The 13,052-nt window shown below is 70.5% G+C and carries 11 protein-coding genes; 7 read left to right on the top strand and 4 right to left on the bottom strand.

What is annotated here, in order from left to right; all coding sequences use genetic code 11:
• Positions 1 to 2,238 (top strand): SpoIID/LytB domain-containing protein, encoded by a 2,238-nt coding sequence (locus OV427_RS16645; RefSeq protein ID WP_267857104.1) that lies wholly within the window; start codon positions 1 to 3, stop codon positions 2,236 to 2,238.
• A gap of 42 nt (positions 2,239 to 2,280) precedes the next feature.
• Here OV427_RS16645 and OV427_RS16640 read toward each other — a convergent pair whose 3' ends face one another.
• The 3 genes from OV427_RS16640 to OV427_RS16630 form a co-directional block, all read right to left on the bottom strand.
• A complete protein-coding gene (locus OV427_RS16640) occupies positions 2,281 to 3,090 on the bottom strand; it encodes a hypothetical protein (protein ID WP_267857103.1) in 810 nt (269 codons plus the stop codon).
• A 319-nt stretch (positions 3,091 to 3,409) separates the two neighbouring features.
• The gene (gene ahcY, locus OV427_RS16635) at positions 3,410 to 4,879 is read right to left on the bottom strand and encodes an adenosylhomocysteinase (protein WP_420718359.1); all 1,470 of its coding nucleotides are present in this window, start codon (positions 4,877 to 4,879) and stop codon (positions 3,410 to 3,412) included.
• Positions 4,880 to 4,933: 54 nt separating this feature from the next.
• Positions 4,934 to 5,878, bottom strand: coding sequence for an ArsR/SmtB family transcription factor (locus tag OV427_RS16630; RefSeq protein ID WP_267857101.1), 945 nt, complete (start codon positions 5,876 to 5,878; stop codon positions 4,934 to 4,936).
• A gap of 253 nt (positions 5,879 to 6,131) precedes the next feature.
• On the opposite strand from OV427_RS16630, the gene OV427_RS16625 reads away from it, so the two are divergent.
• From OV427_RS16625 to OV427_RS16600, 6 genes are all read left to right on the top strand, one after another.
• Entirely contained in the window at positions 6,132 to 6,797 is a 666-nt protein-coding gene (locus OV427_RS16625; RefSeq protein ID WP_267857100.1) for a DUF4142 domain-containing protein, read from the top strand.
• A gap of 128 nt (positions 6,798 to 6,925) precedes the next feature.
• The gene (locus tag OV427_RS16620; RefSeq protein ID WP_267857099.1) at positions 6,926 to 7,492 is read left to right on the top strand and encodes a hypothetical protein; all 567 of its coding nucleotides are present in this window, start codon (positions 6,926 to 6,928) and stop codon (positions 7,490 to 7,492) included.
• A gap of 118 nt (positions 7,493 to 7,610) precedes the next feature.
• A complete protein-coding gene (locus tag OV427_RS16615; RefSeq protein WP_267857098.1) occupies positions 7,611 to 8,621 on the top strand; it encodes a methyltransferase in 1,011 nt (336 codons plus the stop codon).
• 72 nt (positions 8,622 to 8,693) lie between these two features.
• The gene (locus tag OV427_RS16610) at positions 8,694 to 9,674 is read left to right on the top strand and encodes a hypothetical protein (RefSeq protein ID WP_267857097.1); all 981 of its coding nucleotides are present in this window, start codon (positions 8,694 to 8,696) and stop codon (positions 9,672 to 9,674) included.
• 13 nt (positions 9,675 to 9,687) lie between these two features.
• On the top strand, positions 9,688 to 10,440 hold the full coding sequence (locus tag OV427_RS16605) for an ATP-binding cassette domain-containing protein (protein ID WP_267857096.1): 753 nt from the start codon (positions 9,688 to 9,690) through the stop codon (positions 10,438 to 10,440).
• A gap of 23 nt (positions 10,441 to 10,463) precedes the next feature.
• Positions 10,464 to 11,957 (top strand): glycine betaine ABC transporter substrate-binding protein, encoded by a 1,494-nt coding sequence (locus OV427_RS16600; protein ID WP_267863432.1) that lies wholly within the window; start codon positions 10,464 to 10,466, stop codon positions 11,955 to 11,957.
• A 3-nt stretch (positions 11,958 to 11,960) separates the two neighbouring features.
• Here the strand turns inward: OV427_RS16600 and OV427_RS16595 are convergent, their stop codons facing one another.
• Positions 11,961 to 12,932 carry a COX15/CtaA family protein gene (locus OV427_RS16595; protein WP_267857095.1) on the bottom strand — a complete coding sequence of 324 codons (972 nt, stop codon included), beginning with the start codon at positions 12,930 to 12,932 and terminating at the stop codon, positions 11,961 to 11,963.
• Between the last annotated feature and the right edge of the window lie 120 nt (positions 12,933 to 13,052).

Raw genomic sequence — 13,052 nt, 5'->3', positions numbered from 1 at the left:
ATGGTGTGGGTCGCCACGGTGGCCGCGCTGCTGGCGGCCACCCCCACCTTCGTCACCCGCGGTGACGTGACGCCCGAGGCGGAGCTGCGCCGCGAGGCGGAGTCCTCCTGGAAGGCGCTGGAGGCCCGCTACGTGGCGGAGGTGGGCGGGGCTCCGGCGAAGGCGCCGGGCACCGTCCTCCTGGAGCGTGGCGCGGCCCTGGCCCCCGAGCGCAACGCGCAGGGCCGGCCGGGCCGCGTGGAGTTGCGGCAGAACATGCCGGGCATCCTCGACGAGCGGCTGCGCGTGGCGCTGCGGCATGAACTGGCGCACCAGTTCCTCTGGTGGGCCTGTCCCCAGTCCAGCGAGGACCGGTTGTTCCACGAGGCCTTCGCCGTCGCGGTGAGCGGCGAGCTGGCCGCGTGGAGGGATGCGCCCTACCAGTCGCTGTCGCGCGCGGCGTCGGAGGTGGCCTCGGCTCCGGCGGTGGACACGCCGCGCGCGCGGCGGGCACTGGCGCGGCTCTTGAGTGAGACGGTGGGCTTTCCCGGTGCGCTGTCCCGGCGGCTGCGGAAGTGCCAGGACGGGGCGCGTTGGGTGGTGCCGCTGTCCATCGACGAACTGGCGGAGGTGGAGGTGCGCGCGGCCGGGCCCGCCACGGTGGTGCTGAGCCGCCACTCGGGTGAGGTGTTGTTGTCGGAGGGCGACGTGCGGCGTGCGCTGCCATATGGCTCCACGCTGAAGCCCTTCCTCTACGCGGCGGGCGCGGAGCACCCGGTGCTGGCGCCGCGCGCGGGCGTGCAGGAGTGGGCGTGCGGGCCGAACCTGCCCGCGAAGGTGGATGGGGGCACCGCGCTGCTTCGCTCGTGCAATGGGTACTTCATGGACTGGGAGGCGAAGGGCACGGCGCCCAAAGCCTTCGGTGCGTGGGGCCCGGTGCTGGGCGCTGTGGGGCTGACGGGGACGCCGGCGGACATGGCGGATGCGATTGGGTTGCGCTCCACGCTGGCGCTGTCGCCGTGGGGCATGGCGCAGGCGTACCGGTTGCTGGCGGAGGCGCGGCCGGACGTGCTGGCGCTGCTGACGGACAACGCCGCGCGCGGCACGCTGTCGGAGTTGCCCGCGTCGAAGGCGCTGACCGGTGTGGCCACGAAGACGGGGACCGTGCGCGACGCCGCGAGCCGGCCGCAGTTCGGCTGGATTGCCGCCGTGGACGCGGACCTGGTGGTGGTGGCGGTGCGGCCGGGGAAGATGCCGCGCCACTTCGCGCAGGAGATTCCCGAAGTCCTCTTCCGTGCGCGCCGGCAGGCGGGGCTGGAGGCCGCGCGCGTGCAGGTGCTGGGACTGGTGCCCGCGAGGGACGTGGAGGCGCAGTGCCCCGGTGCGGGCTTCGCTCTGGACGGCGGCACACCCCGCGCCGCGTCGGCGGAGTGGACGCGGCTGGAGGGGCTCACTACGCGCGGAGCGGCGGTGTGTCTGGGAATGCCCTGGCGCGTACGCTTCCCCAACGGGCCCACGCAGGGGCGGGACTACGCCGGAGTCTTCACCTGGTCGACGCCGCCGCCATACCGGCCGCCTCCGGGCGTGCCCACGTCACCGAGCGCGCTGAAGGCACGGCGTGGCTCCGACTTCGTCTTCCGCACCACGCGCCTGCAGTACACGGCGGGCGTGGTGGCGGCGGAGGACGTGACGCTCAAGGGAGAGGCGCGCGTGGCGCTGGCGCGGGTGATTGCGCACAACGAGCGGCACAGCCGTCACGCTGGACGCCCCGTCTGCGATACCACGCACTGTCAGGCCTTCCGAGGCACCGTGCGCGTGCAGCGCGACGAAGCAAAGGCGCTGGGGCTGTCGCCGCTGAAGTGGGACGAGTGGCTGCTCTTCTCGCAGGGCGGGCAGGAGCCGTGGAAGGAAGTGCGTCCGCGCGCGGACGTGGAGGGGCTGGTGGGCCGCTCGCTGGTGTCGCTGCGCTTCGAGAAGGGGCGCGCGCTGTTCATCCTCACGAAGACGGAGGGCGACTCGACGTTCGAGTCCGCGGGCTCTCTGCCCTGTGACTTGTTGCGTTCCGGGCTGAAGCTCCCGTCGTGCCCACGCACCGCCTCGTTCGACGGTGCGGGCATCATCTTCGAGGGACGCGGGCGGGGCCACGGAGAGGGGCTGGATGTGGAGGCCGCGAAGGAGAGCAGGCTCGGCAGCGACGCGATTCTCCAGGAGGCCTACGGCCGCGAGCGCCCGGTGCCGAAGGACGACAGCGGGAGCTGAGCGCCGGACGGGGACACATTCCCGCCCGGCGCCGAGAGCCGACTACTTCTCCTGGACGATGGACTCACCGACGATGTTGAAGCCGCTCGCGGCGGCCTTCACGTCGATGCCCGAGAAGCTGGTGTACGGGTAGGCGCCGTCAGCGATCTCCTCGATGAACTCGATGTAGTCGCCGCTGATCTTCTTGCCGTTCGCGTCGATGGAGAACGCTCCCGGCGCGCCGCGGAAGGTCCACATGCAGGCGCCCGTGGTGATGGGGTCCAGCGCGCTGATGGCGTTGTGGTTCTTGAAGCCGATGTCGATGCGCGTGAGGCCGATGTGGAGGTTGTACCACCAGCCGCCGACCGAGTAGTCGATCTGGTAGTGCTGCCCCAGCACGAGCCGGCCGTTCTGGTACACGTTCATCCGGTACGCCGAGCCGCCCGGCGAGCCCGTGAACGAGGGCGCGAAGAAGACCTGGTCCTGCGTAGCGCCAATCCCGACGCGAATCGAGCTGACCACCTGGGCGCCATCCCGCGCCGCCAGCGTCAGGCCCTGCCCCTTCGCGCCGACGCCGCCGAGGTCGGCCGTCAGGTTCCAGCTCGTCGCCTTCGAGAACTCGCTGGAGAAGCCGTCCGACTTCACGTCCGCCAGCCCGGAGACCGCGATGCCCTTCGAGTCGCGCTTCAGTGACGCGCCACCCGTCGCGCAGTTCTTGATGCCCCCGAAGCCTTCGATGCACTGCTGCTCGGCCTTCGCTTCCTGCGTCGCAAGCGAATCATCGGCGGGCATCTGCTCCTCGCCCTGGCAACCCGCTGCGGTCAGGCTGAAGAACGCTGCTGCCAGGATGCGGCCCGTCATCTTGCTGGTCATGGATGAACCTCTCTCGTTGGGGGGACGACTGCATGCCGGGTCTGCTGAAGACCCGCCGCGCGCGAATGCACCCTCCGAGCCATGTCCGCCGCGATGCGTCGCTCCCTCTGGAGTCCCCGTGAGAACCCCATGCCGAGTAGCGCGGCCTGTCACAGCTTCACGCCATTCGTAACCCTCCGCGCCACAATTCCAGGCACACGCAGAGTGAATCACTCTTCACATTGCACGAGCCCTGCCAGGGCGCCGGAAACACAACAGGCCCGGGCGCCTCTTCGGCATCCCGGGCCTGCGGTCATGACGGGGACTGCGCGCTACGGGTTTAGTAGCGGTAGTGGTCCGGCTTGAACGGGCCCTCGACGGGCACGCCGATGTACGAGGCCTGCTCCGGGGAGAGCTTGGTCAGCTTCACGCCGAGCTTCTCGAGGTGCAGCCGCGCCACCTCCTCGTCGAGCTTCTTGGGCAGCGTGTAGACCTTCTTCTCGTAGGTCTTGAGATTCGTCGCCAGCTCCAGCTGCGCGAGGCACTGGTTGGTGAAGCTGGTGGACATCACGAAGCTGGGGTGGCCGGTGGCGCAGCCCAGGTTGAACAGGCGGCCCTCGGCGAGGATGAGGACGCTGTTGCCCTTGGGGAAGGTCCACATGTCGTACTGCGCCTTGATGTTGGTGTGCTTGATGCCCGCCACCTTCTTCAGGCCGGCCATGTCGATTTCGTTATCGAAGTGGCCGATGTTCGCGACGATGGCCTTGTCCTTCATCTTCGACATGTGCTCCGCGGTGACGATGTCGCGGTTGCCCGTCGCGGTGATGAAGATGTCCGCCTTGCCGACCCAGTTCTCAATCGTGTCGACCTGGTAGCCCTCCATCGCGGCCTGCAGGGCGCAGATGGGGTCGATTTCCGCGACGATGACGCGGCAGCCCTGGCCCTTGAACGCCTGGGCACAGCCCTTGCCCACGTCGCCGTAGCCGAAGACGAAGGCCACCTTGCCGGACAGCATCACGTCCGTGGCGCGGTTGAGGCCGTCCACCAGCGAGTGACGGCAGCCGTAGAGGTTGTCGAACTTGCTCTTGGTGACGCTGTCGTTGACGTTGATGGCGGGGAACAGCAGCGTGCCGGCCTTCTGCATCTCGTACAGGCGGTGCACGCCGGTGGTGGTCTCCTCGCTCACGCCACGCACCGCGGGGGCCACGCGCTGCCACAGCTTCGCGTCGCGCTTCTGCAGGTCCTTGAGCAGCGCGATGATGAAGCCCCACTCCTCGGGCTCGGTGGCGGCGTTGAAGTCGGGAACCTTGCCGGCCTTCTCGAACTCCAGGCCCTTGTGCAAGAGCAGCGTGGCGTCACCGCCGTCGTCGACAATCTGGTCCGGGCCGGAGCCGTCGGGCCAGATGAGCGCCTGCTCCGTGCACCACCAGTACTCCTCCAGATTCTCCCCCTTCCAGGCGAACACGGGCGTGCCCTTGGGGTTCTCCACGGTGCCGCCCGTCTCGGGACGGCCCACCACCACGGCGGCGGCCGCGTGGTCCTGGGTGGAGAAGATGTTGCACGAGCACCAGCGCACGTCGGCGCCCATGATGGACAGCGTCTCGATGAGGACCGCCGTCTGCACCGTCATGTGCAGCGAGCCCATGACCTTGAGGCCCTTGAGGGGCTTCGTCTGGCCGTAGCGGGCGCGCAGCGCCATGAGGCCGGGCATCTCGTCCTCGGCCAGCATGATTTCCTTGCGGCCCCACTCGGCCAGGCTCAGGTCCGCAACCTTGAAGGCCGGGCGGGCCGTGTCCGTCTTCGTCTTCAGCGCAGTGCTCATCGTCGACTCCATGAGAGGGCTACGGGTTCAAAGGGTGCTGCTTCACTTCCTGCGGACCGCCACGGCGGACAGCAGCGCGGGCCCTTTTGCAGCGGGGTCCGCGGGGAGGGGGTGGATGCGGACGTCGGTGAAGCCCGCGTCCGTGAGCCAGCCGGTGAGCTGCTCCGGCTCGAAGCCCAGCCAGACGTGTCCCATCTGTTGCTGATACTCGCGGCGCTCGTGCCGCTGCATGTCGATGAGCAGGATGCGGCCGCCCGGCACCAGCGCGCGCGCGGCCTCCGCCAGCACGGCCGGCGGCTCCGCCACGTGGTGCAGCACCAGGTGCAGCATCGCCACGTCCAGCGTGCCGTCATCCACGGGGAGCGCGTGCAAGTCCCCCCGGTGCAATTCCACGTTGGCCACGCCGCCCAGCCGCGTCTTCGCCGCCTTGAACATGGCGGCGGAGGACTCGACGGCGACGATTCTGCGCACGTACGGCGACAGCATCTCCGACGTCTGGCCGGTGCCGCAGCCCAGGTCGCCCACGCGCCACGTCGGGTCGAGGAGCGCGAGGAGGCCGAGCACGTCGAAGCGCTCTCCGAACAGCTCGCGGCGCAGCTTGTCCCAGCGGCCCGCGGCGCTGGAGAAGAAGGCCTGGCTGCGGCTCTGCCGCTCGGCGAGCACGGGGGCGAGTCGCTGGTCGTCCTGCTCGGCGGCGAGCGCCTGGGACATCTGCTCGCGCGTCAGCGTCCACAGCCGCTTCGCCGCGGGAGGCAGTCCGTCCGCCACGTGGTACAGCCGGCTGGTGCCCTCCGGGCGCCATTCCACCCAGCCGTCATCCGCGAGCACCTTGAGGTGCCGGCTCACCGTGGACTGGGGGAGCTGGAGCACCGCGCACAGCTCCACCACCGTCAGCTCGTGCCGCTCCACCAGGCGCAGCAGGCGCACGCGGGTGGGGTCGGCCAGTGACGTCATCCAGCCCAATATGGCGGGGGCGGCGGCGCTCATGGGCGGTGGAGACTCAATCCGTTCATCCGGATGGAGTATTCATTCAGGGCCCGTGTCCGGTCAAGGAGAACGTGGTCCTGGTGGGTCCTTGTGGGGACACGGGACGGAGGCGGCTGCTTCCTTCCGAGCAGGAGGGCGGGCGGACGGACTCCCGGTCCGCGTGTCCCGTGGGGAGGCCCGGACAGGCTGCGTGCTTTTGCGGTTCCTCCACATGGGGGGCCACCTTCGGGCATGGCTTCGTCTGGAGGTAGACATGGCTGGAGTGCGTAGCGGCGTTGGCGCGGCGGGTCTCACGGCCGCACTGGTGGTCGGTCTGCTGGTCGGGTGTTCGGCCCACGCGGAGGACTCGGAGAAGCATGAGCGCCGCATCGGCGAGGCCGCGGCGGACCGCGAGGAGTACGTGGGCGAGCTCGTCGTCTTCGACGCGAAGCAGATTGCCCTCGGCGAGTTGGCGCTCGAGCAGTCGAAGGATCCGCAGGTCCGCGAGTTCGCGAAGAAGCTGGTGGCGGACCATCGCAAGCACCTGAAGGACCTGGAGGCCTGGGCGGAGCAGAAGCGCATCGAGGTGGCCGCGGTGGACCTGTCCACCCAGTCCGAGCAGGGCACGGGCGGCTCCGGGAGCGCGGGCGTCCAGGAGGGCTACGAGGAGCGCATGGTCGGCGTGGACAAGCGGCTCGACGAGGCCATTGTCGACGCGAAGGAGGACCTGAAGGAGCTCCGGGAGAAGGAGAGCGGGGACTTCGACAAGGCCTTCCTCTCGCGCGTCGTCGATGACCAGAAGGACGGAAAGGACCTGGTGGGCGACGGGCTGGACACCTACCGCGCCGATGCCTCCTTCGGCCTCCTGCTCAACCACACGTACAACCAGATCGATCAGACGCTGGAGCGTGGGAAGCAGGTCGAGAAGGTCGTCGACTGACATGGCGCGGACCGTTCCGCACCGTCTTGGGCGGTGCGGGTGGACGGCCCACGGGGAGGGGTTCTTGCAACTCGATTGAGCGGACTGTTACGACGGCGGCTCCCCAGCCCTCTCACGTGGAGACCGTCATGCGCCGCTCGTCGTGGTCCCTTGCCGCCCTGTCGCTCACCACGGTGCTGCTCGCCACCGGCTGTACCTTCTCCGTCGCCGCGGGTGACCCCCGGCCGAACATCGACCTGCCCGAGAGCCAGGCCTCGCTGGCGCTGGAGATGGACCCGAGCGTCCGCGACGTGTTCCACGTCCCCAGCCGCAGTGGCGTCGCTCCCACCAACGTGGAGGCGTGGCGGACCACCCTGGAGCGTGGCTTCAAGAACGGCTTCCGCTCGGCGTTCAAGACCGACGGTGGGAAGGACCTCGTGCTGCACATTGTCGAGGCGGAGCTGGAACTGGTCCCCGCGGAGGTGCAGGACAACGGTGGCGTGGTCTCCACCGAGGCGCAGGTCCGCTACAAGGCCCGGCTGGTGGACGCGCAGGGCAATGTGGTCCGGCGCTCCACGGGGACGGTGTCCTCCAAGCGCTCCACCTCGCGGCCGAAGGAGACCACGCTCATCGCCGAGAGCGCCGTGGAGACCATGTACGAGAAGATTGCCCAGGACATCTTCTCCAACGCCACGGCGTCTGACCTGGTGAAGTAGGCGTCGTCCGCCGCCGCGCCCCGCCTGGCTTTCCGGTGCGGCGCGGGGCGAGAGCGATTCACGGTGGGTGTGCGCTCACATTGACCTTGCACTCGGGCCCTGGCCCAGAATGCGAGGCATGACTTCACCCACCGTCCATCCCGCGCAGCAGATTGTCGATATCGGCTTTGGCTTCATCCTCTCTGGAGCGCTGTCAGCCGCGACGGAGCTGGGGGTGGCCGACCGCCTCGTGCAGGGCCCTCGGAGTGCCGCCTCGCTCGCGGAGGAATTGGGCGCGGATGCGCAGTCGCTGTACCGCGTGCTCCGCCTGCTCGCGAGCGCGGGCGTGTTCACCGAGGATGAGACCGGCCGCTTCGCGCTGACGCCCGCCGCGGAGTATCTGCGCTCGGATGTGCCGGGCTCGCTGCGCAGCGCGGTCCTGATGCTGACCCAGCGCATCTTCTGGGCGCCCACCGGCGAGCTCACCGAGACGGTGCGCACGGGGAAGAACCCGTTCGACCGCATCTTCGGCAAGCCCTTCTTCGACTACCTCGCGAGCGACGCCACGCAGGGGGCCGTCTTCCACCGGGGCATGTCCAGTCTCTCCGACCTGGAGAACGGCGCCATCGCCGGGGCCTACGACTTCACGCCGCTCCAGCGTGTGGTGGACGTGGGCGGTGGACACGGCGGCTTCCTCATCGAGGTGCTCAAGGCCGCACCCGGGGTTCGCGGCGTGCTGTTCGACCACCGCCATGTCCTCGCCGAGGCGCGCATCGCGCAGGCCGGCTTCGGGGAGCGGTGCGAACTGGCGGAAGGGGACTTCTTCGAGTCGGTGCCCTCGGGCGCGGATGCGTACGTGCTCAAGCGCATCCTCCACGACTGGAGCGACGAGGTCTGCGTCCGCATCCTCCGCAACTGCCGCGCGGCCATGGCTCCGAACGGGCGTGTGCTGGTGGTGGACACCGTGATTCCGCGTGGCAACGGGCCGCACGGAGGCAAGGTGCTGGACGTGATGATGATGGCGTCGCTGCCGGGGCGTGAGCGCACGGAGGAGGAGTTCGGGAAGCTGTTCGCCCAGGCGGGGCTGCGGCTGTCTCGCGTCATCCACACGCCAGCCGCGCTCAGCATCACCGAGGCCGTGGCGGCCTGAGTGTGTACGGCGCTGGTCGCCGTGCTTCCGGGCGGGTTGACGTGGCTCTCGGTGGCGCCTAATCCCGTGGGCATGCGGACCGCTGCGTGGCTGCTGCCGGCGTACCTGTTGGGGGTGCTGTGCGCGTGCACGGCGCCCACGCCGAAGGTGCCTCCCGTGACTCCCTCCGAGGGCGCCACCTCCGTGGGCCCCTTCGTTCCCGAGGCCCGGGCCCTCTTCGAGGGCTGCACGTCCATGCCCGAGAGCGCCGACTCGCGCACGTACCTCTGTGGCGACGTGGCGGTGTGGATGGCCGAGGCGAAGAGCGGGAGCCTCGCCGATATGTTCACCCGGACCCGGAAGCGCGTCACGGGGCGCTATGGGAAGGACGTGGTGGAGGTGAAGGGGGAGTTGCCGCTCGCGGGAAGCTCATGGCCCTCCAGTCGCTTCGCCGCGTGCTCGCGTGCGGACGGAGGCACCGACGTCGAGGGGGACTGCCGCGCCGGGGGCTACGCCACGGCCGTCACCGCGACGGGCGGGCGACTGCGCGGGCTCGGGTGCGTCGCGCGGGGCAATGCGCGGCCCCTGCTGGCGCGCTGCCTGGAGTTGCTCGAGTCCGTCGCGTCCCATGGCAATCCCGAGGGCGACGTGCTGGACCCGGACGCGCTGGTGCTCCCGCCGCGCCTGCCGTGGCGCACGCTGGCCACGCCGCGGGGCTGTCAGCTCACCATGTCCACCACCCGCGCGGGGCGCATCCGCTGCGGGGATGCGTCCTTCGACTGGAACGTCTACCGGCCCGCGCGGAAGAATGTGACGGCGCGCTGGAGGAGCCAGGGCGTGGCGGAGCTGGCGGAGGCGCTGCCGGGCGCCGGGCCCGTGGAGGAGGTGCCGTGCCGTCTGGAGAACCAGCCCACGCGCTGCGCGCGCTTCACCGCCCCCACCGAGCACGGCCTGCTGGTGGTGTGGGCCGCCGCGGTGGAGTGGGAGGACCGCGCCCTCTTCGCCTCGTGCATCTTCCCGTCTTCCGAAGCCCCGTTCCCCGCCGCCTGCAACGGCGCCTTCTCGCTGCCCTGACTCCGGGTCCTTCGTGTACGAACTGCAGGACGTCTCCAAGCGCTTCGGTTCCACCCTGGCGCTGCACCCACTGAGCCTGCGCCTGCCCACCGGACGCACCACGGTGCTGCTCGGCCCGAGCGGCTGCGGCAAGTCCACGCTGGTGCGGCTGCTCAATGGCCTGCTGCATCCGGACACGGGCCGCGTGCTGTTCGACGGGAAGCCGCTGCCCTTGGAGGGAGATGCTCTGCTGGCCGTGCGTCACCGCGTCGGGTACGCGCTCCAGGGCGGCGGGCTCTTCCCGCACCTGACGGGCGAGGAGAACGTCACCCTCATGGCGCGGCACCTGCGCTGGGCCGGGGCACGCACCCGCGAGCGACTGGAGGCGCTGGTGGAGTTGACGCGCTTCCCGGCGGATGCGCTGGCCCGGTATCCCGCGCAGCTTTCCGGGGGACAGCGGCAGCGCGTGGCACTGATGCGCGCGCTCATGCTGGACCCGGATGTGTTGCTGCTGGATGAACCGCTGGGCGCGTTGGACCCGTTGGTGCGTCACGAGCTGCAAGGCGATTTGCGCGCCATCTTCGCGCGCCTGCGCAAGACGGTGGTGCTGGTGACGCATGACCTGGCGGAGGCGGGCTTCCTCGGAGACGACATCCTCCTCATGCGCGACGGACGCGTGGTGCAGCAGGGCGGACTCGCGGACCTGGAGGCGCGGCCGGCGGACCCGTTCGTCACCCGCTTCATCCAGGCGCAGCGGCCCCTGCCTGGCGGAGGGGCGGCGGCGTGAGGATTTCTTTTGTTGCAGTGCTGATGCTGTTGCTCTCCGCATGCGGCGCGGCCCCATCGCCTTCCGCTGACGACGAGCCCCGCGTGCGCGTGGGCTCCAAGAAGTTCACCGAGTCCGTCATCCTCGGGGAGATGGTGACGCAGCTCGCGAGGAGCACGGGCACGCGAGCGGAGCACCGGCGCGAGCTGGGCGGCACCACCGTGCTCTGGGAGGCCCTGCGCCGGGGCGAGCTGGACATCTACCCCGAGTACACCGGCACGCTCCGTCAGGAGTTGCTGTCCGACCGCAACCTGCAGGACGACGGCGCCCTGCGAACGGCCCTCAACGCGGAGGGCCTGCGCCTGAGCGCGCCCCTGGGCTTCAACAACACCTACGCCCTCGGCATGAAGGAGGCCGAGGCCGAGCGCCTGGGCCTTCGCCGCATCTCCGACCTGCGCGCGCACCCCGAGCTGCGCTTCGGCTTCAGCAACGAGTTCATGGACCGCGCCGACGGTTGGCCCGCCCTGAGGGACCGGTATCAGCTTCCGCAGAAGGACGTGCGGGGGCTGGACCACGACCTCGCGTATCGCGGGCTGGAGAGCGGGGCCATTCAAGTCACCGACCTCTACTCCACCGACGCCGAAATCGCGGCGTATGGGCTGCGCGTGCTGGAGGACGACCTGCACCACTTCCCCGCGTACGACGCCGTGCTGCTCTACCGCGCCGACGTGGAGTCCCGCGCCCCGGAGGCGCTCGCCGCGATGCTCCGCCTGTCGGGGCGCCTGTCCGAGTCGGAGATGGTGAAGCTCAATGCCCGCGCCCGCCTGGAGCGCGTGCCCGAGGCCCAGGTGGCCTCCGACTTCCTCGCGAGCGCGCTCGGCATCAGCTCCGAGGTCCACGGCGAGGGCCTCTCCACGCGCGTCTGGCGCCGCACCCGCGAGCACCTGTTCCTCGTGGGCGTGTCGCTGCTCGCGGCCATCGCGCTCGCGGTGCCGCTGGGGGTGCTGGCCGCTCGCAGGCCCCGGCTGGGGCAGGGCGTGCTGGGACTGGCCGGCATCATCCAGACGGTGCCCTCGCTGGCGCTGCTGGTGGTGATGATTCCGCTGCTGGGCATCGGCTCGCGGCCGGCCATCGCCGCGCTGTTCCTCTACAGCCTGCTGCCCATCGTCCGGAACACGGCGGCCGGGCTCGCGGGCATTCCGCTCGAAGTTCGCGAGTCCGCGGAGGCGCTCGGCCTGCCTTCGCTCGCGAGGCTGTGGCGAATCGAGCTGCCCATGGCCGCGCCGTCCATCCTCGCCGGCATCCAGACGGCCGCCGTCATCAACGTGGGCACCGCCACGCTGGGCGCGCTCGTTGGCGCGGGCGGCTACGGCCAGCCCATCCTCACCGGTATCCGGCTCGACGACGTGGGGCTCATCCTCGAAGGCGCCGTGCCCGCCGCCGCGCTGGCGCTGCTCGCCAGCGGCCTGTTCGAAATCATCGAGCGCGCGGTGGTGCCGGAGGGACTGCGCCTGCGAGCGGAGTCGGAGACTCGCTGAGCCCTACACCGGCTCGGCGCGGGAAGCGGACCGGGGTACGGGCACGGCCCTTGGCGCATCCGAGGCCAGCCCCGCCGCGCACAGCCGCACCAGCGCCATCCACACCAGGTCCGCGAGCAGCAGGTGCACCAACTGCATCCACACCGGCGCCAGCAGCACCAGGTTGACGACGCCCGCGCACAACTGCGCCGCGTACACGATGACGATGGCCGTGGACGCCCGCCGCACCTCCGCCGAGGGCCGCAGCCTCGCCACCCACCGCGACAGCAGCATCACCAGCGCGCCCAGGCCCACCGCCAGCACCGGGTGCAGCACGCGCAGCCGGACGAGCCCGTGCGCTGTCTCGGAAACGTCCTGGCTCAGCCCGTGCGCCAGGCTCTCCGCGGGGAACAGCGTGTCGCCGAGCGCCGCCACCGCGCCACTCACGCCCAGCAGCAGCAACCCCGCCACGCTCGTGCCCAGCAGCAGCCCCACCAGCCCCTGGCCGCGCAGTGCCAGCGGCGCGCGCCCGCGCGAGAACCACACCACCAGAGTCTGCGCGCCCACCAGGAGGAACGTGTTCACCAGGTGCACGCCCATCCACAGCGCGCGGCCCACCGACGCGTCGTCCGCCACGTACTTGAGGAGGACGATGCCCGCGCCCACCAGCGCCTCGGTCACCATGAACACGAGCGCCCACACCGCCGCGCGCCGCGCCGGGTGCCCCTTCATGTGGGCCCGTACGCCCCACACGCACATCGCCACCGCGAGCACCATGGCCAGGCCGCTCGTCAGCCGGTGCGTGTACTCGATGAGGGTGGCCACCGTCGGCGCGCGCGGGACGACCTCCCCGTTGCACACCGGCCAGTGCGCTCCACAGCCCGCGCCCGAGCCGGTGGCCCGGACGAAGGCACCCCACAGAATCACGCCCAGCGTGTAGGCGAGCACCCCCAGGCTGAAGACCTGGAACCGGCGGGACGAGGCAGCGTGAGTCATCGCGCTCCCCTTAACCCACTTCGCCCCCGGGTGCTGCCCGGCCCCCCTCATCCAGTCTCACCCCGGCCATCAGCGCGGTTGCTCGCTTCCCGCCCTTTCTCCACCGTCCGACATATCCGG

The organism is Pyxidicoccus sp. MSG2 (assembly GCF_026626705.1).
Classification (GTDB): domain Bacteria; phylum Myxococcota; class Myxococcia; order Myxococcales; family Myxococcaceae; genus Myxococcus.
This window is presented reverse-complemented; position numbering and strand designations above follow the sequence as displayed.

What these genes read in the sequence shown, in the direction of transcription:
- OV427_RS16615 (WP_267857098.1), top strand. Translation starts at nt 7,611, where the DNA reads ATGACTTCACCCACCGTCCATCCCGCGCAGCAGATTGTCGATATCGGC.
- OV427_RS16610 (WP_267857097.1), top strand. Translation starts at nt 8,694, where the DNA reads ATGCGGACCGCTGCGTGGCTGCTGCCGGCGTACCTGTTGGGGGTGCTG.
- OV427_RS16600 (WP_267863432.1), top strand. Translation starts at nt 10,464, where the DNA reads ATGCTGTTGCTCTCCGCATGCGGCGCGGCCCCATCGCCTTCCGCTGAC.
- OV427_RS16630 (WP_267857101.1), bottom strand. Translation starts at nt 5,878, where the DNA reads ATGAGCGCCGCCGCCCCCGCCATATTGGGCTGGATGACGTCACTGGCC.
- OV427_RS16620 (WP_267857099.1), top strand. Translation starts at nt 6,926, where the DNA reads ATGCGCCGCTCGTCGTGGTCCCTTGCCGCCCTGTCGCTCACCACGGTG.
- OV427_RS16625 (WP_267857100.1), top strand. Translation starts at nt 6,132, where the DNA reads ATGGCTGGAGTGCGTAGCGGCGTTGGCGCGGCGGGTCTCACGGCCGCA.
- OV427_RS16640 (WP_267857103.1), bottom strand. Translation starts at nt 3,090, where the DNA reads ATGACCAGCAAGATGACGGGCCGCATCCTGGCAGCAGCGTTCTTCAGC.
- OV427_RS16645 (WP_267857104.1), top strand. Translation starts at nt 1, where the DNA reads ATGGTGTGGGTCGCCACGGTGGCCGCGCTGCTGGCGGCCACCCCCACC.
- OV427_RS16595 (WP_267857095.1), bottom strand. Translation starts at nt 12,932, where the DNA reads ATGACTCACGCTGCCTCGTCCCGCCGGTTCCAGGTCTTCAGCCTGGGG.